The sequence below is a fragment of the Bacillota bacterium genome (assembly GCA_012842395.1).
GTDB lineage: Bacteria > Bacillota > SHA-98 > UBA4971 > UBA4971 > UBA6256.
This window is the reverse complement of the sequence record DUSX01000018.1, coordinates 1-20,378: the sequence shown is the minus strand read 5'-3', so window position 1 is coordinate 20,378 and position 20,378 is coordinate 1. Positions and strand designations below refer to the sequence as shown.

Annotated in this window: 13 protein-coding genes and 1 tRNA gene; 2 read left to right on the top strand and 12 right to left on the bottom strand. The window is 63.6% G+C overall.

Going from position 1 to position 20,378, the window contains the following annotated elements; all coding sequences use genetic code 11:
- Nucleotides 1–24: 24 nt before the first annotated feature.
- The 12 genes from GX515_06230 to GX515_06175 form a co-directional block, all read right to left on the bottom strand.
- Entirely contained in the window at nucleotides 25–1,008 is a 984-nt protein-coding gene (locus GX515_06230) for an ABC transporter ATP-binding protein (protein ID HHY32614.1), read from the bottom strand.
- Nucleotides 1,009–1,337: 329 nt separating this feature from the next.
- Nucleotides 1,338–2,426: a nicotinate phosphoribosyltransferase gene (locus tag GX515_06225; protein HHY32613.1), complete on the bottom strand. Its 1,089-nt coding sequence runs from the start codon at nucleotides 2,424–2,426 to the stop codon at nucleotides 1,338–1,340.
- A gap of 400 nt (nucleotides 2,427–2,826) precedes the next feature.
- Nucleotides 2,827–3,423: a lytic transglycosylase domain-containing protein gene (locus GX515_06220; protein ID HHY32612.1), complete on the bottom strand. Its 597-nt coding sequence runs from the start codon at nucleotides 3,421–3,423 to the stop codon at nucleotides 2,827–2,829.
- Nucleotides 3,424–3,729: 306 nt separating this feature from the next.
- Nucleotides 3,730–4,332: a dephospho-CoA kinase gene (locus GX515_06215; GenBank protein ID HHY32611.1), complete on the bottom strand. Its 603-nt coding sequence runs from the start codon at nucleotides 4,330–4,332 to the stop codon at nucleotides 3,730–3,732.
- A 219-nt stretch (nucleotides 4,333–4,551) separates the two neighbouring features.
- The gene (locus tag GX515_06210) at nucleotides 4,552–5,499 is read right to left on the bottom strand and encodes a hypothetical protein (GenBank protein HHY32610.1); all 948 of its coding nucleotides are present in this window, start codon (nucleotides 5,497–5,499) and stop codon (nucleotides 4,552–4,554) included.
- Nucleotides 5,500–5,706: 207 nt separating this feature from the next.
- Nucleotides 5,707–7,638 carry a hypothetical protein gene (locus GX515_06205; protein HHY32609.1) on the bottom strand — a complete coding sequence of 644 codons (1,932 nt, stop codon included), beginning with the start codon at nucleotides 7,636–7,638 and terminating at the stop codon, nucleotides 5,707–5,709.
- A gap of 371 nt (nucleotides 7,639–8,009) precedes the next feature.
- Complete coding sequence (gene polA, locus GX515_06200; protein HHY32608.1) at nucleotides 8,010–10,934, bottom strand: DNA polymerase I; 2,925 nt, start codon at nucleotides 10,932–10,934, stop codon at nucleotides 8,010–8,012.
- A gap of 517 nt (nucleotides 10,935–11,451) precedes the next feature.
- A complete protein-coding gene (locus GX515_06195) occupies nucleotides 11,452–12,777 on the bottom strand; it encodes an S-layer homology domain-containing protein (protein HHY32607.1) in 1,326 nt (441 codons plus the stop codon).
- A gap of 346 nt (nucleotides 12,778–13,123) precedes the next feature.
- Nucleotides 13,124–14,455 (bottom strand): L,D-transpeptidase family protein, encoded by a 1,332-nt coding sequence (locus GX515_06190; GenBank protein HHY32606.1) that lies wholly within the window; start codon nucleotides 14,453–14,455, stop codon nucleotides 13,124–13,126.
- Nucleotides 14,456–15,032: 577 nt separating this feature from the next.
- Entirely contained in the window at nucleotides 15,033–16,040 is a 1,008-nt protein-coding gene (locus GX515_06185) for a M42 family metallopeptidase (protein HHY32605.1), read from the bottom strand.
- The gene (locus tag GX515_06180; protein ID HHY32604.1) at nucleotides 16,037–17,071 is read right to left on the bottom strand and encodes a M42 family metallopeptidase; all 1,035 of its coding nucleotides are present in this window, start codon (nucleotides 17,069–17,071) and stop codon (nucleotides 16,037–16,039) included. The genes GX515_06185 and GX515_06180 overlap by 4 nt, the downstream gene beginning before the upstream one ends.
- Complete coding sequence (locus GX515_06175) at nucleotides 17,062–18,126, bottom strand: M42 family metallopeptidase (protein HHY32603.1); 1,065 nt, start codon at nucleotides 18,124–18,126, stop codon at nucleotides 17,062–17,064. The genes GX515_06180 and GX515_06175 overlap by 10 nt, the downstream gene beginning before the upstream one ends.
- A 1,236-nt stretch (nucleotides 18,127–19,362) precedes the next feature.
- On the opposite strand from GX515_06175, the gene GX515_06170 reads away from it, so the two are divergent.
- Both GX515_06170 and GX515_06165 read left to right on the top strand, forming a co-directional pair.
- A complete protein-coding gene (locus tag GX515_06170) occupies nucleotides 19,363–19,908 on the top strand; it encodes a ferritin-like domain-containing protein (protein ID HHY32602.1) in 546 nt (181 codons plus the stop codon).
- Nucleotides 19,909–20,126: 218 nt separating this feature from the next.
- Nucleotides 20,127–20,214, top strand: a tRNA-Leu gene (locus GX515_06165).
- Nucleotides 20,215–20,378 lie beyond the last annotated feature (164 nt).

Below are 20,378 nucleotides of genomic sequence, written 5' to 3'. Positions count from 1 at the left end.
CTCCTCCAGCCCCGAGCTCGTCGACTAGTTCTTGTGGTAGCCGAGGAACCTCCAGCACCTGACCTGGTGACCGGCCTCGACATCGACCAGTTCAGGCTCCTCTTCCTTACAGATGTCCCGAACAAAGCTGCACCTGGGATGGAACCTGCACCCCGTAGGCATGTTGAACGGGTTCGGAACGACGCCCTCGATCACCTGCAGCCTTTCGCGGTCCTCGTTGACCTTCGGGATCGACCCCAGAAGCCCGAGGGTATAAGGATGTTCCGGCTTCTTGAAGATGCTCACCACGTCCGCGCTCTCGACGATCTTGCCGGCATACATTACCACGACCTTGTTCACCGTCTCGGCCACTACCCCGAGGTCGTGGGTGATGAGCATGATCGCTGTTCCGAGGTCCTCCTTGAGCTTGAGCATAAGGTCAAGGATCTGCGCCTGTATCGTCACGTCCAGGGCGGTGGTGGGCTCATCGGCGATGAGGAGCTTCGGGTTGCACGACAGTGCCATTGCTATCATGACCCTCTGCCTCATCCCGCCGCTCATCTGATGCGGATACTCATCCACCCGCTTCTCCGCGGACGGAATGCCCACAAGCCTCAGCATCTCGATGGTTTTCTTGCGGGCCTCTTTCTTCCCCACCTTCTGGTGAAGCATTATGGCCTCCATGATTTGGTCGCCCACGGTGAACACCGGGTTCAAACTCGTCATGGGCTCTTGGAATATCATGGAGATCTCGTTCCCGCGGATGTGCCTCATCTCAGCCTCGCTCTTCTCGAGGATGTTCTTCCCCTCGAAGATTATCTCACCGCCGACTATCTTCCCCGGCGGGTTCGGGATGAGCCGCATCACCGAGAGAGACGTGACGCTCTTGCCGCATCCGCTCTCCCCCACGATGCCGATGGTCTCGCCTTTATCAACCGAGAACGACACCCCGTCGACCGCCGGGACCACCCCGTCCTCGGTGTAGAAGTACGTCTTGAGATCTCTTACTTCCAAGAGCGTCTCGCCCATGACCTAGCAACCCCTTCCTACGCTCTACGCTTCTCACGTTCTACCCGTTCTCATGACTAGGCAGATCGCCACGAATTTGCGCTGCTTTTCAGCGGGCAAGTTCTGTCCAGGGTTGCCGGTGTTGCCCTCCGGGGACAGCGCGCTTGCGGCGCGCCTCGTTCGAATTTGGCGCGTTGGCACGCCAAATTCTCGACGCCCCGTCGTGCAAGCACCGGCAACCCTAACATCCTTGACACCTCAAGAACACAGCTCAAGAACAGCGGTCCCAACGCAGCCCGGCGCGGCACCAGAACCAGCACCAGGCGCCGCCACGCGAAGCTGACTCGGGTTCACCCCATGACCAGCTCCAGCTTTTCGTTGGGGATCCTGCCCGGTATCCTTCCCCTCTTGGCAATGGGTTTCCCTGCAACCTCTTTGAGATCGAGGGTCATATCGATGGGCGGTGCCTGCGAGATAAAGCTGCCCACCCCGAACGCATGAGCCCCGGCGGCCGCGAGCTCCCGTATCTTCTCTGGGTAGAGCCCGCCGGACACCAGGATCTTCACGTGGTTGTACCCTGCCTGGTCAAGACGCGCACGCACTTCGGCGACGAGATCGGCGGTAACACCGCCTCGCTCACCCGGGGTGTCCAGGCGGATCCCAGCGAGACGCTTGCCTAGCGCGTCCGCCACCCGAAGGGCTTCCTCGGCCTCGTCCTTGAACGTATCGACGAGGATGATCCGCGCAGCGTCGGGCGGCATGAACTCGTCGTAGGCCTTGGCGACCTTCACGGTATCCCCTACAATGAGGAAGACGGCGTGGGGCACGGTGCCCGAGGGCTCACGGCCGAGCAGCTTCGCCGCGAGTATGCAGCTCGCCCCGTCCACGCCGCCAATCACGGCAGCCCGCTCCATGACGGGCGCGACCGCCGGATGGACATGCCTTGCGCCGAAGCATATAACCTGCCTGCCATCAGCGGCCTCCTTGACCTGGCGCGCGGCGGTGGCCCACCCGCTGGAGCTCGCCAGGAACCCCAAGATCGGCGTCTCAAACATGCCGAACTCCTCATAGGGCCCTTCTATGCGCATCACCACGTCCTTCGGGGCGAACTCGCACCCCTCAGGGAGAGCCCACACCTTGACCTGTTTCCCCTCGAGGAGGTGAAGCACTTCGCCGACGCCTGCGAATATGCCCGCCTTGCGCGGAAAGATCTCGCCCACCACAGGCGTGCGGCCGAGATGCAGCTTGTCCAGGATCTCGCGCGTTCTGATAAAGTAGATATCGGTAGTGAGGCCCATCCGGATCTCATCGTGCTGGGCGGAGTAGAAGCGCTTCTTGGGGTCCACGCGGAAGCCGCGGACGTCCTCAAGGCTTGTGATCTCGCGGACCTCGCTCGGGGTGTCGAAAGCGGATATGCAACCACTCGACTTCTCAGGCATGCTAAGTTGTTCTCCTTTCGTCACCGGTCATCACCGACGCTGCGGCCGGCCCAGGGTCGGCCGACCGCGGCCAGCCGGTCACGTGGCCTCGCGTGGCCTCGCCGGCATGGACCGGCCCGCCGCCGCGGCCCGCGACCACTCTTGTCTTCTTGCCGCGCTGGCTTGGGCCTGTGCGGCACGTCGGTTCGTCATGCCACGACCGCCGCCATGCCGCCACTCCGCGACCGCACGGCGCGCTTTGCCGGACAAGCACGGCACAGGCATGAAGACGATCCCAAGTCATGCAAGATTATACCACGGACGCCCACCGAATGGAACGGGCTAGCCCTTGCGTTCTTGCGCTCTCGCGCTCGTGCCCTGCGGGTCCCGCCGGCTGTCAGCCGCTTTCTTGCGGCACGGGCTAGCTGCTACTTTCCGGCCGGGACCCAATCCATTGACCGTCGTAGGCTCGGACGTACGCGTCGTACAGCCTGAGGACCTTCCTCACATACTCCCGCGTCTCAGGAAACGGGATGTCCTCTATCTCTTCTGTACTTCCGGTCCAGCGCGATGTGTCCAGCCACTTCCGCACATTGCCGCGCCCTGCGTTGTACGCGGCGAGCACAAGCACCGTGTTGCCTCCGAACTCCCGCTCGAGCGATGCGAGGTACCACGTCCCTATGCGGAGGTTCACCCTGGGATCATGCAGCATCTCCGGGTCGAACCCGTCGATCCCGAGTTCCTCGGCAACCCACCTGCCGGTATCAGGCATCACCTGCATGAGACCGCGCGCGCCCTTCTCCGACACCACGTACGGCCTGAAACGGCTCTCCACTCGCATGAGCGCCGTCACGAGGAACGGGTCCACATTGTGCTCAGCGCAGTACTGCGTGACGAGATCCCTGTATGGAGTCGGATACGCCCGCTCTAGATACCACTTGGAGTGCAAGAAAAGGTAGGCAGCGAGGACCGCGCCCGTAACAACCAGGGCCCAGCGCGCCGCATGGCGGAGACTTATGACTGCCACGCTTTCACCATCCCGTGGATGCGTTCGCTATTATTCGATATACGTCGCGGCGGCGGTACATTCGTGCCGCCCGCAACAACGTGACGAGCGGGCGAGCGGGCACACGCCCCTCGCTCACGCGCACGCGAGGCCCGCGAGGACGGGCGCAGGCTTCCCTTCCGGCGCGCCGCGACGAGGGGCGCGCGGCGGGACGTCGGCATCTCGGCACAGCGGCACGGCGGCCGCGACGGCGCAATGTGACGCGCCCGCGAAGCGCGCGGGCGAATTCTCCACGCCCCGTCGTGCGGCAATCTCGCGCTATCTCTGACACTCTCTCCGCAATCTCTCGAGGATCAGGTCCACCTGGCGCGCCACGTCGTCCGGCGAGCCGTTGTTCTCGACCACGAAGTCCGCGCGGCGAGCCTGCTCTTCCAACCCCACCTGAGCCTTCACGCGGTCGAGCGCTTCGGGGCGAGAGAGGCCGCTGCGCGCCATGGCACGCCTCACGCGCACTGACTCGTCAGCCGTCACGCAGATGACCCGGTCGACCAGCGCGTCCAGGCCCGCCTCGTACAGCACCGCCGCGTCCACAACGATCATGGAGTAGCCGCGATCGACCGCCTCCCGAACCTGCTTCTCGGTGGCCGCACGGAGCCGCGGAAACATTATCTCGTTTAGGCGCGCGAGGGCGTCGGCATCGCTGAACACCAGCCTGCCAAGGGCTCTGCGGTCCAGGGTGCCGTCCTCGCGACGGAAACGCGCCCCGAACTCCCGGATTACCTCCTCGAGCGCCGGCTCGCCGGGCTGGACGAGCGCCCGCGCCACTTGGTCTACATCGATCACGAACGCCCCCCGCCGCGCCAGCTCGGAAGCGACGAGGCTCTTACCGCTCGCAATACCGCCCGTTATGCCGATGACCATTGCCGAGGCCTCCAGGCACCTCAACCTTGCTCGCAGCAGGCACGCGATGAAGAAACATTCGAGGTAGATCCGGGAATTCCTCCCCACAGGCGGCGCGAGATGCGAAGAGAGTCCCTGGGACTGTGCGCAGCGCTTGCCACCACGCGCCGCCCATCAATGCAGAAGGTCTCCACACGGCCGCGTCCGCCGCGCGACGACCCATCGACCGGCGACGGCTGGTTACCTCAGCCTCATGAGGCCGAGCAGAATGAGGATGCCGCCGGGAGCTTTCTCAAGGCCCGGGGCAAGGACACTCTCCTTGACTCGTCGTCCGATGCATACCCCGAGGCCCACGAATACGGTCTGCGTCGCGCTCGCCACAAGGGGCGTCAGCGTGGCCGAAAGCCCGGCCAGGCCCGCCCCGAATCCCACGGCAAGCGCGTCCACGGCGAGAGCGAGGCCGAGAAGGAGGGCCTCGCCTGGAGTAAGGGTGCCGGAGGAATCTAGATCCGCACGGGCGGGCTCGTCGAGAAGGCCGGGCACGACCGCGAGGGAGCTCGCGAACCGCGCCAGCCACCGCGGAGGACGGTACGCCTTACGGCTTCCGGGCGCGCGCGCGCCCGCGTCCGGTGCCTCATCCGGTGCCTCTCCTTCTTTGTCGCATGTCACGTCGCTGCCTGGAGCCGCGCTGCCGCGCTGCGGCACCTCTTCAAGGGGTGCGTGAGTGCAGTCGTTCGTGCCGCGCTCACTGTGCGGTGCAAAGCTCAAGTGATCTACGCCCTTCGGGCACCTGAATGCCAGTCGCCCTGCTGGCGCCTCCGCCTCTGAAGGTGTCGCCCAGACGCCCGACGCAGGCTTCTTGTTCCTTGCCAGCCCTGCATTCGGGTGAACCGCCGAAGGCCCGCGCCCCAGCCCTCGCACGCGCGTTGTGTGCCCTCGCCCGCGCAACAACATCCATGCCCCAAGCACTATGAGCAGGCCTCCACCCATGAGTCTGCCCACAACGGGGGTAAAGAACGCGGCCGTCGCACGACCGCTCCCTATGGACAAGAACACGACCACGGCGGACACCACGTTCATCACTAGGAGAGAGCCCAGCGGCACCCTTATGCCCCGCAGCCCTTCCGCAAAGCCCGCCGCGAGCCCGTCGACGCTCACGGCCACCGCGAATAGCAGCATCGCCAGCACCGAGACATCGCCCTCCTGCCGTTTTCGCAGGTCCCGATGTCTACCCTACGGCAGGCGAGGGCGAGTGGTGCACGTACCTCCGGACGCGTCCCGCGTGGACAGGGACATTCCCACGCGGAGGGGGTGCAACTCAACTAGAAGGGGCTCCCGGACGCGTCCGGGAGCCCCCTGTTTTGCCCGCATTTTCGCGGGGTGACACGGCCCGTTCTAGAACGGGATGCTCACGCTGAGCTTGAGGTAATCATGATCCGGGCTGACGTTCGCGTTGCAGAGCCACGCCCACGGCTTCCCGTCGTCGAAGTCGTCGAAGCAGCTGTACCACTTCAACCCGCTCTTGCCGTAGCTCAGCGTCACGGTGCTCTTGCCTAGCGCGACCTTGTACGACCCGCTGAACGAACCTTTGCTGTTGGTCGCGTCGTAGGTGTAGGCAACCGACAGCGTGCTGTTGGGGGACAGGGTCCACGTCAGCTTGTCGTACACGAGCGTTGTGTAGTCATGCTTATTGATGTCCTCGGACTCCGAGCTGTTGCCTGTCACAAGAGCCAGCCTGTTCGAGAACGCGTCGTTGATGGCAACGTTCGCGTCGGCGTATGCGACGTACGTCGTCCCAGCGCCATCCATGCCCTGGTACGAGGCTCTCGCCAGGCCGGCGAGGGTCGTGTCGACTTGCTTCACCACGCCAGGCACGAAGGTCTGCTTCGCCTCGGCGTAGACCTCGTAATCGAGGCGCGTGTGGTTGTCAACCACAGTGCCATTGTCGATGAAATCGTACCCACCGGACTCGTACTTCGTGCTAGCTGTCACTGACACGCCTTCGATCGGAGTTGCCTCAGCGGACGCCTTGACGAGGAAGCCGGACCCTGACCTGTCGTCGTAGCCCACGAGGTTACCGTCGTCGTCGGTAATGGCCTTCGCGATATTCGCGCCCATCCACTGAAGCTCGCCATTCACCGTGAGGTAATCGAATGGCTTGTACTCGGCCTTGCCATACACGTTCTTCCTGTTATCGTCGGCAATCGGGGCGTCCTTCGCCAGGTAATCCTGGTAGTACCCTCCGACCGTGACCTTCAAGGGCTCGATCGGACGGAACTCGGCGCTGCCGTACACCTTGTTGAACGCCCTCTTGTCTGTGGCGTTGATGTCCCCGTCGTACCTGGTCCGGAAGTCGTCGCCAAGCGTCAGCTTAATGGCCTGGCCCTTGAGGTCGACGGTCGTGGAAGCCTCGCCTTGCACCTGACGCCAGTTCTTGTAAGTATTCGCATCGCTCGGGCTGGACGACGGCCCAGGCGCGACCGCTACGAAGTTGCGGGACACCGCGCGCACGTTGCCGCTAAGCGAGAACCTGCTGAGCGCGATGCCGCTCAGGTTGAGCTCGAATGCCGGGGCGGCACTGCCCCACTTGCCGTCACGGTTCGGGGCCACATAAGGCCTCTCGAGCGAGGCAGCAACGGCCGCTGTGAGTTTCGCGCCCTCAGAGATCGGGAGCGGGCCCGTGATGTCCGCCTCGATGTTTGCAATCGCTGACCCTCCGTCAGAGCCCTTGCCGGCCGCGATCGCCCCGACGGTGTACCCACCGGGGAGCTCGTAGGTGGCGCGGCCCAACGCGTACCTGGGGTTGTTCCCGTCGGCGTACGACTGGGTTATCGCGTATCCCGTGAACCCGACGCCGAACGGCGCGCCCGTAACCTTCAAAGTGTGAGTTGGTATCGAGGTTATCGGGTCGACCTCGGTCTTGACGTACTTCACCAGGCCGAGCGGATCGCCGAAGCTCGCAAAGGCGTAGTCGCCCTCCGTGCCATCCGTCAGGCTGAGCGTGAACGGCGTGCCTTTGTACACGATCAGGTAGTCATCGTCCTGATCCACCTTGACTGCGCCGCCGTCCGCGTAGAACATCAACGGGATGTGAGCGGACATGGTCTCGCCCTCAGCAAAGTCGATGGTCAGATACAGGGTAGACAGCGTTGCTAGGTCGATGCCGTCGGCCGAGCCACCGCCGTCGTTCACCGACGTTATCACGCCGCCGTCGTACGTCACAGCGCCGACGTACTTGCCGCTCACACTGAGCGTCGCGCCCATGGCCGGAACGGTCATGGCCGCAACCAGGAGAACGGCGAGCACAATTCCTAGGCTCTTCCTCATTTTCTCTCCCCCTTACGGTTGATTTGTGTCTTCTTGAGACGCCGGGGGAAACCCTGAGCCATGAGTCACCTTGTTTCCTCATGACCTCCGCGTTCCCCGAGGGTCTCCGCTGCATCCGTTATTCCGGAGTGTGGTGCGACGAAGCTGCGTTGTATGCGCCTATATTCGTTCACTTAGCCGCGTAGCTAACCTTTGGGGTGTCACCTCCTTTCTGGCTACGTGGCTAAACTTGATTGCAGGATGATCGGACGCCTGTCTTCTTTTCCAATACTATAAGGGCCATTCCACGATGTCAACCGTTTCTTGCGGCCCCACCACGCCCCTATTATTCTACACGATGGCAGATTCTCCTTCTGCACCTTAAGGCCAATTCAAACATTTGTCGCCGGCAGAGCCTTGAGATCGAGCCAGTTGGGCCCGGCTTTCACATCCGCCCTCAAGGGCACATCGAGGACCACAGCTTCCTCCATCGTCCTCCTGGCCAGCGTGGCGACCTCCTCGATTTCGCTTTCAGGCACTTCGAACACGAGCTCGTCGTGGACCTGCAGGATCATCTTGCTTGCAAGGCCACGCCGTCCGAGCTCGCGGTGGACGCTCACCATGGCGAGCTTTATGATGTCAGCCGCAGTCCCCTGGATGGGTGTATTCATCGCGGTCCTCTCCGCGAACTTCCTCGCGGGCACGTTCTTGCTGTTGAGGTCGGGCAAGTATCGCCGTCTGTTGAGAAGGGTCGTGACGTAGCCGTCGCGTCGCGCTGCCTCCACGACCTCGTCCAAGTACTTCTTCACTCCGCTGTAGTGTCGGAAATACGTGTCTATGAAGAGGGCGGCCTCCTTCCGCGATATCCCCAAGCCCTTTGCGAGGCCGAAATCGCTGATACCATAGACTATGCCGAAGTTCACCGCCTTGGCCCTGCTTCTCATCTCAGGGGTCACGTCACGGATGTCCACCCCGAAGACCGAGGCCGCCGTGCGCGCGTGAATGTCTTCGTCGCGCCTGAACGACTCCACGAGCGCTCTATCGCGCGAGAAATGGGCTAGTACTCTGAGCTCGATCTGGGAGTAGTCCGCGCTTAGTATCAGACTATTCGCCTTGCCCGGGACGAAGACCGCTCGGATGCGTCGCCCTTCCTCCTTGCGGATGGGTATGTTCTGAAGGTTGGGATCGCTGCTAGAGAGCCTGCCCGTGGCCGTCACCGTCTGGTTGAAGGTGGTGTGAATGCGCCCGGTCTCAGGATTGATGAGGGATGCGAGCGCGTCAGCGTAAGTCCCCTTGAGCTTGGCTATCTCCCTGTACTCCACGATCTTCGCGGCGATACGGTGGTGGGACGAGAGCTCCTCGAGCACCTCGGCGTCGGTGGAATAGCCTGTTTTGGTCTTCTTGGCAGCGGGCAAGCCGAGCTTCTCGAAAAGGATGTGCCCGAGTTGCTTCGGGGAGTTGATGTTGAACTCCTCGCCAGCAAGCTCGTATATCTCACGCTCGAGCCCGGCCATACGCAACGCCATATCCCGCGAAAGGTCACGCAGGCGTTCCGGGTCCACAGCGACGCCCGTCATCTCCATGTCCGCAAGCACGGTGACCAAGGGCATCTCCACGGAACAGAACAGCTTCTGCATGCCGAAATCCATGAGCTTCTTCGTGATGACCTCGCGAAGGCGCGGGAGTCGAGCAAGACCCTCGCAGACAGCATCACCCACGGCCTCGGCGCGTGCTTCGGCGACGGTCCTCGGGAGCCCGCCGCGCCCCGCTGCCGAGTAGAGCGCGTCCACCCCGTACACATCCTCTCCGAGCTGCTCGCGGATGACGTGCTCGAGGTCGCTCTTTCGCTCGGGGTTGACGAGGTAGGCGCCGATCATGGTGTCGAAGTAGAGGCCCTCTAGCTTGACGCCTCTCCTGCGCAAATGGATCATCTTCGGTTTGGCATCGTGGCACACTTTGGAGATGGCGTCGTCCTCAAAGACCGGCCCGAGGATGTCGAGAGCAGCCCTCTCCGGAACCGCCGGCGCCCCGAGGTATGAGTGTGCGAACGGAACGTAGAAAGCCCTTCCGTCCGGCAAGGCGAACGCCACGCCCACGAGTGCCGCGCGCATGGGGTGAGGGCCGTCGGCCACCACATCGAAAGTGAAGTCTTTCGCGGCCCCGAGCTCGCGTGCAAGATCGCGCACGGCGTCCAGATCGGCGACTATCGCGCAACGCGCCCCACGCCCGCTCGCCTCGGCCGTGACGACCGTAGGTTCGCCGAAAACACCCTCATCCGGCGCGGCGGGCGGCCGCCCTCGGCGCGCTTCATCCCGGACAACGTCCGGGCCAACCTCTTCTGCGCCGAACAAGCTTCCTGCGACAGGCTCGGGCGGCACACTTGGCCGAGAGGGCGGCGTGCCGGACCGGGGTGTGGCCGGCTCGGGCTTCCCCGGGCCGGGGCCCATCCTCGCCTCGAGCCGCCTGAGCAGGCTGCGGAACTCGAGACGCCTGAAGAGATCCGCAAGCCTTGCGTAGTCCGGCTCCTCCAAGCGACACGCGTCGAGGTCGAAGTCGATGGGCACATCGCGGTCTATTATGGCCAGCCTCTTAGAAAGCTGGGCTTGCTCCGCATGGTTACGGATGAGCTCCCGCGCCCGGGCGGGCTCCACGCTATCGACGTTGCGAAGGACCTCCTCGACCCCGCCGAAAGTCTGGATGAGCTTCACGGCGGTCTTCTCACCAATGCCCGGCACGCCCGGGATGTTGTCGGACGCGTCGCCCGCGAGCCCCTTGAGGTCCGGCACCTGACCCGGGGCGATGCCGAACCGTTCCCTCACCGCGGCCTCGTCGAACGTCTCCATTTCGCTGATGCCCTTTCTCGTGATCACGGCGCGTGTAAGAGGCGAGACGAGCTGGAGCGTGTCCCTATCCCCGGTCACGATTAGAGACTCGCAGCCGGCCTCCTCGGCTTTCCTCGTAACCGTGCCGATGATGTCATCAGCCTCATAACCATCGATCTCGAGCACGGGGACACGAAACGCCTCGACGAGCTCTTTGATGAGGGGTATCTGGGACGCAAGTTCGTCCGGCATGCCCTTGCGCGTAGCTTTGTATCCCTCGAACTCGAGGTGGCGAAACGTGGGCGCCGCCCTGTCGAAGGCTACAGCAAGGTAATCCGGCTTCTCTTCCTCGAGAAGCCGGAGCAGCATGTTGGCGAAACCGTACACGGCGTTCGTGCGTTCGCCGGTCCGGGTGCTGAGGTCGGCTTGAATGGCGTAGAAAGCGCGGTTCGCAAGGCTGTTGCCGTCGATTATCACAAGCTTCTTGCGCGTCATCTTCGTGCCCCCGCTCGGCCTGGACCTGCCGGGATTTAGTATGCGCCCCGCCGGGCAAGCATCATCAGTTTCTTCCTCATATGCCGCTGGATTCCTGCAGAACAGCGACGAAAGAAAGCGCTAAAGAAAGAGCGAGGCTCGCCGCGAGCGCAACGGCCTCTGCCTGGCGGGGAGCAGCGCATCGGGTGGAGGCCAACTCGTGGCGTGAAAAGACGATGCCTCACAAGGCACGCTTCGCGAGGGCTGCTTGGTGAGGGCCTACGACGTGGAGACCTCGCGGATAAGGCGTGGTTATGCATATACGTTACAAGTCATCAGGGGGCGCGTGTGGGACGAGACCAGTTCCGGAGAGGCGTGACCTGGACGATGAATGAGGAACGCGCGAGGACGCGAAAAACGGTGTGTGCGTGTCGTGTGCGTGTGGCCGACCAGCCGGCCGGCCGCGGGGCATCGCAAGCCAATGCGCGCGGCCGGCCGCACCCTATGTTCGCCGCAAGTCAGCCATAAGCCTAGAGGTCTAGAGGTTAAGTATTCGCCCCAGCAAGTACTGGGCCACCTCGATCTCCCCATAGGTTTTGGCAAGCTTCCAATCTTGACTGAGCAGGGCCGCTACGAGGTCCGACGATATCCCGAGTTCGGCCGAGAGCGCGTCGGCAAGGCGCTTTTTCGCGAGATCACCGAGCTGGGTCCAGTTTTGGCTGACCAGGCTCGTCGCCTCTTCCTCAGTCAGGCCGGTCTCCGTGAGCCGTTCGATGAGCCTCGGTTGCAGGCCTTGCTTGACCGCGTTCCAGTCGCCCCGGGCGAGCGCTTCCACGTCCGATGGTGCGAGTGTGCCCTTGGAGAGAATGCTTACTTTCGCTGTCACGTCGTCCTTTGTAACGAGGCCGCTCGCCTTGATGAACTTGGGTTCGCCCGCCGCGTCGGACACCACGTAGACGTCGTCGCCTCGCAGGAGCTTGTCCAGGCTGGTCGCCACGCTGTTCCTGTATATCTGCGTGTCAAGGCCGCAGGTCACGGTCTGCTCGCTCCCGCCGGGGGTGGTCACCGTGAGCGTGCCCTGCTGTGTGTCCACGCCGGCCAGCTTGCCTTGGGTGATCTTGATGTCTATAAGGGACTTCACCATCCATGCGGTCTCAGCTCTCGTAGTAGCAGTATCAGGCTCAAACACCACGCCGAAATGGACGGGAAGGATGCCGAGAGCGTGCGCGGTCTCAACAGCCCGGAACGCCCAGTGGCCCGGGGTGATGTCGGTGAAGCTGGGCTCGGGCTGGTCGAGCGAATCCATCTTGTCCGCGAGTTTCACCACGCGCACGAGCATCGTCACCATCTCCGCGCGCGTAATGTGCCTGTCCGGCTTGAACGTGCCGTCTGGGTAGCCTGAGACGATGCCGGCCTCGGTGAGAGCCGTGATGTACGCCTGCGCCCAGTTGTTCTTGATGTCGCTGAACCTTGGCTCGCCGGTGGGACGGATGGCAAAAGCCCTTGCTACTATCTTCGCGAACTCCGCGCGCGTGACAGGATTCTCAGGCTTGAAGGTTCCGTCCGGGTAGCCGGATATGATGCCCTCATCAATCAGGGACGCGATGGCGTCGTGCGCCCACGAAAGCTCGATGTCCTTCAAACGGTCGGCCGCGCCCCCCGAGGCGCCGTGCGCCGCGGTCGCGGCGGTCGTCGGAGCCGCGGTCGACGGTGCGGCCAGCGCGCACACCGGCGCGAGCAACGACGTCACCACGAGCGTTACTGCGACCATCGCAAGCATCTCGACTCCCGCAAGCGCTACAACAGCAAGACGTGCGACGGCACGCGGCCGTGTCACAACGAGTCCATTCTGAGCAGATCTCAAGGATGTGCCCCCTCCTCGCATGGATTACACCATGTGGATTACGCCACGAGTATCGGTGACGGCTCAAAGGCGAACGACCGAATGATCACGATGCCGGGCAATGCCGGCTAACGTCGGAAAACTCCCTGCTACGGATCGCCTGCTCTAGGTTGACATTCAACGCAACACGCCGCACACCTTTATGTAATTGATGGACTTGTCGGCATCTAGCGGTGTTTTCGGTGAATGTTGGTCCGGCGCCGTCTCCATACTCGTTCGGCGGAGCGCAGGGCACGCGCGGGCGGCGATGTGAACGGGCACGGGCGCGGGCACGACCGTCACCGCGCGGGTTGAGGCAGAGGCCGGGCTACCCGGCCGATGGCAGCGATGGCGGCGCGCCTGTCTCCGCCCGCGGGAAGGCGAGGACCGAGACGTGGGGTGGGGGCGCGGGCGCGCCTCCACACCCTGTTTCGGATGGAGACGCGAATAGGAGCGAGGGCGCGACAATGGACGAAGACGAAGACGAAGACAGGGCCGAAGACGAAGGCTGAGGACGCGTGTCAATTGCCAGCACGAGGCTTTGCGGGTCCCAATGGACGAGCATCGTGAAGAGGACCCGCTGCAGGTCGCGGACGGACACGTAGGCCGTTCCCGACTCCACGACGCATGGCACGGGGAGCACCCCGCCGATCACGGCCAGGCGCCGCGCCGGGTCCCAGTGAACGTAGAACCGCAGCGCGTCAGCTACGGAACGCACTGATACCAGCACATTGCCGGACGCGTCAATGCGAGCCGCCTTCGCCCCAAGGGCCCGTCCGTCCACCTCGACGCGCGGGATCCAGGGCACAGGCTCCGGCTTTCCTCTGGCCGCAGCGACGATCGCCCTGAGAGTCTCTTCGTCCACATTGGGCGCAGGCTGGGGCATCGCAGCTTCCAGGGCCGCGACGGCGTTCTGAAAGGTGTTCGTGCCGCGCTTGTAAACATCGGGATGGACCGTGATGCGTGCGCCGAGGAATCCTGGCCATTCGTTCCCGGGGCTAACCTCGATCGTTCTATACACGAACTCGACCTCCGTGCCAATGGGCACGATATCGTACAGCTCCCGCGCGTCCTCATCACGCATGCGGATACAACCCAGGCTCACCGCCTTCCCGATGGACGCGGGATTGTTCGTCCCGTGGATACCGTACCCAGGCCAGCTCAAACCCATCCAACGCGATCCGACCGGGTTGTTGGGCCCGGGAGGCACTGGCGGGCCCCCGTCCGGGGGGAACCACGTGGGATTCTCGGCCTTGTGAACGATGGCGCACCTCCCGATGCGGCTCGGCGAAACGGCCTTCCCCACGGCTATCGGGTAATCCTTTGCCAGCTCATCGCCGCGGAACAGCGAGAGCCTGTATGCCGGGATGTTGATCACTATCCGATAGCGCGAACCCGATTGCTCGCCGCTTTCCTGACCGGTTCCGTGCGTCCCGCCGCCCGCATCGTCGTTCCGCGCCGCACCGCCGTGAACGGCGGTGCCGTCACACGCGGTGGGCTGCACGCTCACAGCGAGGGCGGCGCTCCCCCCGGCCCACACATCCGCGGCCGTCACAGTCGCGCCCCGCGCTGAAACGAAAGCGCAGGCCGAAGCCGAAGTTGAAGCCGAAACCCGCAGCGAATCTGAGGCCGAAGCGGGGCAGGGAACCTCATCCGTCATCGAAACCGGGACATGGACCCGGGCCAAGCACCGGGAGACTGCCTGGCGTGAAGAAGAAGCGGGGACGGAGCCTGACGCCAAAGCCCGCGCCAGCGAGCCGGCAGCCTCCGTCCCCCCCGTGAACAGAAAAGGCGCGATACCGAGCGCCACGCACAGCCACAGCACAAACGTTCCACGACGCACTCTGGAGAGTCCCTCCCACTCTTCTGACCCGCCTGAGATGACGCTACAGGCGGTTCACCCCCTGTTACCGGCAACAGTATATTCATAATCTCCAGCACGTAGACCCTGTTGGCCCACGGTGCGCCCGGTTGCGACACCGCGAGTTGCCACCGCTCCAGCTCGAAGCCATCGAGTCTTGGAATGGCGCCGATCATGAAGCAGGAGACGTTCGGGGTCCCGGAGTCGCCGCGGTTACGGGGCCCAGCGTTCACCTGAGAGACTGAGAGACGCGAAAATCCGGCCGCCCGCCAGAGCAGCCGGATCAGAGCAGCCGGATTTGATCGCACCTACTGAGCGTATCTACGCGCGCGACGGACAACGACTGGCAATCACCGGTGACACCCTGGTGCCGCGTCTAGAGCAGCTTTTCACCCAGCGGTTTCTCAAGCAGAGCCACGATGAGTTTGACGGCGTTCTCGATATCAGAGAGGTCTGCCATCTCCGACGGTGTGTGGATGTACCTCGTGGGTATGGAAATGGCTCCCGACGGAACACCCTCGCGCGTAAGATGTATCGGCCCCGCATCAGTGCCGCCACGCTCGAGCACCTCGAGCTGGTAAGGGATCCCCTTCTCTCTCGCCGCATCCACCATCAACTGGCGAAGCCGCGGATGAGTGATCACCGACGAGTCCTTCACCTTTATCGCGGGCCCCTTGCCAAGGCTGACGTCCATCGGGTACGCCTCGGGTGTGTCACCCGTCCCCGTCACGTCCACGGCTATGCCGATGTCTGGGTTCACGCCGTACGCCGCCGTCTTGGCTCCGCGCGTCCCCACCTCCTCCTGCACGGAGAAGACCACGTAAACCTGGTTCGGGATGTCTCTTCCCTTGAGTTCCCTCAGCACCTGGACGAGCACGGCGCACCCCGACCGATCGTCAAGGGACTTGGCGATGACGCGTCCACCGAGATCCAAGCGCGCGTCACGCTGGAAGCCGGCGATGTCGCCGACGGAGACCTTCTCCTTCGCGGACTTGTCGTCGGTCGCGCCGATGTCGATGAACATCTTGGCGAACTTGAGGTCTTTGATGTCATCGAGCTTCTCGGTGCCGAACGTCCCCACCGTGCCGTTCTCGAACACGACCCTCTCGCCGAGGAGCGTGTATGGTGAGACTCCCCCTACGTTCGAGAACCTCACGAACCCTTTCTCGTCGATGTGGGTCGCGATGACTCCGACCTCGTCCATGTGCGCTGCCAGCAGCACGCGCGGCCCCGGGCCCCTCCTCGCCGCGATGAGGTTTCCAAGGGCATCCACCTTGACCTCGTCGGCAAGGCCCTCCACCTCTTTGCGGAGGATCTCACGCACGGGACCCTCATTGCCTGCCGGGCCGTACGCCTCGGCCAGCTTCTTCAGAAGTTCTTTCAACACGGCAGCCCCCTCTCGTCAATGCTGTCCAAGAACGCTTCCATGAGCATGAGCGTATGCTCGAAGTCCTGCTTGTCGATGATGGAAACCGGCGAGTGTATGTACCTAGTGGGGACCGACACCACCCCAGCCGGGATACCTTCGCGGATGAGATGGATCCTGCCGGCGTCGGTGCCGCCAACCGCAAGCTCCCTCAGCTGGAACGGGATGCCCCGCGCCTCCGCGACCTCCATGAGGCGCCGTACGATGCGCATGTCCGCCAGGAGGCTCGCGTCGGTGTGCGTGAGAGCAGGGCCCTTGCCGAGTCGCGTGGAATACAGATGCTCCTTCGACCCGGGGACGTCGGACGCCGTCGTGCCCTCGAGCGCGACGGCTAGGTCGGGCTCGAGCGCGTACGCGGCCACCTGCGCACCGCGCGCCCCCACCTCCTCTTGGACGGTGAACACGGCCTGCAGCGTGAAACCCCAACGCCGGTCCTTCGCGAGAAGCTCCGCGATCACGGCGCACCCGACCCGATCGTCGAAGGCCTTGGCCTTGGCGCGGCCGGACCCGATCTCTGCGTACTGCGTCGCGAAGATGACTCCGTCTCCGAGCTTGACGAGCTTCTCCGCTTCGTCCTTGTCCTTCGCGCCGATGTCTATGTATAGGCCTTCCAGCTCGAACGGCTTCTCAGATTCATCGCGCTTCTGGAGATGGATAGGCTTCGCTCCGATGACCCCCGGAATGCGGTCCCTCCCAACGAGGACCTGCTTGGACACTAGAACCCGTGGGTCGATCCCGCCCACAGGGTAGAACCGCAGCACGCCGGACTTCTCTATGTAAGTAACCATCAATCCTATCTCGTCCATGTGGGCGGCGAGCATGACCTTCGGACCGTCTTTCGAGGCACCGCGCTTTATGGCGATGAGGTTCCCGATGGAGTCGGTCTCGACCTCGTCGCAGTGAGGTCGCACATGATCACGCAGGATGTCGCGGACCTCGTGTTCCTGCCCTGGCACGCCGAAAGCCTCGGTGAGGGCTTTTAGAAGCATGTCAATCCCTCCACAAACTTCTTGTCGAGCCGCACGACGAACTCCGCCAGCAGTCTCCCTGCCTTCTTGATGTCGGCGAGCGACACGGTTTCCACAGCTGTGTGCATGTAGCGCAGCGGGATGGAAATCAGGGCCGACGGGATGCCGCCCCGGGTGACCTGAATCGCGAATGCGTCGGTGCCTCCCGGATACGGGCTGGGCTCTACCTGCACGCCGATGTCCAGGTCGTCGGCGATCTCTTTCAGCCTGGCGAAGACAGCCGGGTGGACCTGCGGTCCGAAGGCTATCGCCGGGCCTTTACCGAGGGTAAGCGTGTCGTATTCGGGCACTCCGAGCATGTCGCCGTGCCCCACGTCGACCGCTATGCCGATGTCGGGGACGATCCCGTACGTGCTCGTGATCGCGCCACGCAGGCCGACTTCCTCTTGGACGGTCGCGACGCAATAAACGTCAGCGTGGTGGCGCGCGTCGGCGAGCACCTTAAGGCACTCGAACATGACGGCCACGCCCGCCCTATCGTCCATGGCCTTGCCAGCCATGAGTTGCCCCTTGAGCCGGCTCGGATGCGTCGCGAAAGTGGCCGTGTCGCCAACCTGCACGAGCTCGCGGGCTTCGTCGGCGGTCAGGGCGACATCGATGAAAAGGTCCTCCCACTTCACGGATTTCTTCCGCTCGTCGGGCTCCTGCACGTGCGGCGGCTTCGCCCCCACCACTCCGGGGAGGTCGCGCCGGCCGTGAACGACCACCTCGAGGCCGGGAAGGATCCGTCTGTCGATGCCGCCGACCTCGGTGACGCGCAAGCATCCCTCCTCTTCGATCTTGGTAACCATGAGGCCGATCTCATCCATGTGAGCGGCCAGCATCACGCGAGGGTGGGGAGCGCGCCCCATACCTCGCTTGAGCAGGATGAGGTTCCCGAGGGCATCGTGGCGGGCCTCGTCAAAGAGCCCGGACATCTGCGCCTTCGCGACCTCGGCAACCTCGCGCTCGTGGCCCGAGACACCGGCCTCAGAGACTAGACCGGCCAGAAAGTCAGCCAGATCCCGTGTCGCCATTACCACTCCTCCAATCGCGTAACCTGTCTAAACTACGTAGGCCGCCCCGAGCCCACGCCACGGTGTCTTGCGGCGGGCGGGCGTTCTCCGGCTAGCGTTGCCGGTGTCGGCTCCCCCGGACGGCGCGGCGGCCGCTTGCGGCGCGGCTCGTTCGACCTTGGCACGTGACCCGCGGGCTGGTGAAGTCGAGCTCCCGACTTGAGCTCCCCGCTTGAGCTCACGGCGCCCCGTCCGCTGTTCGCCGTCCGCCGTTCGCCGTGCAAGTCCCGGCAACCCCACACCTTTGACGTATTCGACGCCCTTTCGACCCCTCAAGATAAAGGCGGTGGCGAAAGCTCACAGCGCCGTGTGCGTAGGTAAGCGTGGACTTCAGAACGGCTGGCAACGCAGCGCCGCGGAGCCCGGTCCGGCGGCGCACGCCCATGTCCATGTAGACACAAGCAAGCTCTGTAAAGGCTCCCGGGTTTCGGAAGGCGCGTCCCCGCCGGCGCCGAGGAACCGCGAGACCGGCGCCGGCAAACCGCGGTGGCGGTGTCAAAGGCTCAAGCTTCAGACCCCGCAATGCTTCAGACTACGGTGATATCCTCGGGAACGTAGCGCCCACCCGGGCGATACACCACCGACTGCTGACGGCGCACCCGTTGTGCGAGTTTTGCGAACCTAAGCTCAACTTGGAGGTCATCCTCTTGTGGCGCGGAGCGATGGACGCGCACTCAAGCCAAGCTAGACGATTATGGCTAGGCCTTCCAGCGTTTTTCTGTTCGCCAGCGAGCGCGCAATTCCTGCTACCGGCGCCAGGATTCCACCAGAATTCACGAATATCGTAACGAGACTCGGTAGTGGCGCCGCGGAAACGCGCCGAGCGATCGCGACGTGAGACGGCGGTGGGGGACGACGGCGTGCCCGACGATCGCGGACGACGACACCGCCCGAGGGCAACGCGCGACCGCGGGCCGCCCGCCGCGCCCCGCTCCAGGCCACGCAAAATGATAACGCCGGTGGGCGTCCGACTGCACAAAAGTAGTGTGCACTCGGAGTATGCGCGGCATACGGAACGAGGAGCTCGGAGAAAGTCAAGCGGCGGGACGGGCGCCGCCTCAAGTGCGTGACGCTCGTCGTCGGGTGGCCGCCCGCCCAAATCACCACCGGCCTAGGACGAATGTGCCGGGCCTCAGCGCAAGAATACGCGACCAACGAGTCCCCGGGGGGAACCCTCGGTCATATGGTGGGCCTGGGATGCCAATACTAGCTAGGGATCGGCGAGCCTGCAACGCGAGGTGTCGGTCGAGCGTGGAGACGAAGGCGCTCATAGTGCGGCTCAACTGGTTTTATTCCCTTGAAGCTCAGCAGGTCAGGTTGTACACGGAACAGAGCAAGGCTGCGCCGGACATGTATAGCCGCAAGGTCCTTGAGCGAGTGGCCGCCATCGAACAGGGACATGTCGACAACATCGGCGCGACCATAACTCGTCTGGGCGGCGCTCCAACCCTCATGGGCGAGGTGCTGGCGTCGGCGTTGGGGATGGTCGTGGGCAAAGCGTCAGGTGCCGCCGGCCTCATCGAACTGCTGAAGCTGGACATCTCCCTTGAGGAGAAAGCCATGCGTGATTATAAGGACCTCATCCTCAAGGTGGGCCACGACCGTGACCTCTTCGAAACCCTCTGGTCCAACCTCATCGACGAGGACATTCACACGGCATGGTTCGCTAACAAACTCAAGGAATTGGAGCGCATCGAGCGCCGCCGGGCTTACCTGTCCGAAGTCCAGACCCCGCGCGAGTAACCCACCGGCCACACAGGAGACGGGGAGACTGGCATCCGCGTGAAACCTAGCGGGGCAGGAGATCGATGAACCGGAAGACTGAGAGCCCGGGGCCCCACTTGCCCCGAGGCCAAGTGATGGTGTATAATCCGGGGTAGGCGAAGGTCCAGGGGCGGCGATCTTAAGCAGGCGTGCCGGGAAACCCTCCGGAGACAACCACACAAAGAGCAAGTTTAGGTGCCGAAGTGGCGGAACTGGCAGACGCACGCGACTCAAAATCGCGCGGAGTGACCCTCCATGGGGGTTCGATTCCCCCCTTCGGCACCAACTATGTACAGATCCTTATCTGGCGCGGGTTTGGAGAACTCCAGGGAGGCACTTGCTAATCAGTTGCTAATCAGCGCGTGTGGAGAATGTCGCCCATGACTTGGGCGGCATTTTCTTGCATGGTAGGCGTCACATGCGAGTACCGGTCGAGTGTCATGCTGATG

Coding starts and splice junctions, on each gene's coding strand:
- GX515_06230 (HHY32614.1), bottom strand. CDS start 1,008: ATGGGCGAGACGCTCTTGGAAGTAAGAGATCTCAAGACGTACTTCTAC.
- GX515_06225 (HHY32613.1), bottom strand. CDS start 2,426: ATGCCTGAGAAGTCGAGTGGTTGCATATCCGCTTTCGACACCCCGAGC.
- GX515_06215 (HHY32611.1), bottom strand. CDS start 4,332: ATGGTCATCGGCATAACGGGCGGTATTGCGAGCGGTAAGAGCCTCGTC.
- GX515_06205 (HHY32609.1), bottom strand. CDS start 7,638: ATGAGGAAGAGCCTAGGAATTGTGCTCGCCGTTCTCCTGGTTGCGGCC.
- polA (HHY32608.1), bottom strand. CDS start 10,934: ATGACGCGCAAGAAGCTTGTGATAATCGACGGCAACAGCCTTGCGAAC.
- GX515_06190 (HHY32606.1), bottom strand. CDS start 14,455: ATGACGGATGAGGTTCCCTGCCCCGCTTCGGCCTCAGATTCGCTGCGG.
- GX515_06180 (HHY32604.1), bottom strand. CDS start 17,071: ATGCTTCTAAAAGCCCTCACCGAGGCTTTCGGCGTGCCAGGGCAGGAA.
- GX515_06175 (HHY32603.1), bottom strand. CDS start 18,126: ATGGCGACACGGGATCTGGCTGACTTTCTGGCCGGTCTAGTCTCTGAG.
- GX515_06170 (HHY32602.1), top strand. CDS start 19,363: ATGCCAATACTAGCTAGGGATCGGCGAGCCTGCAACGCGAGGTGTCGG.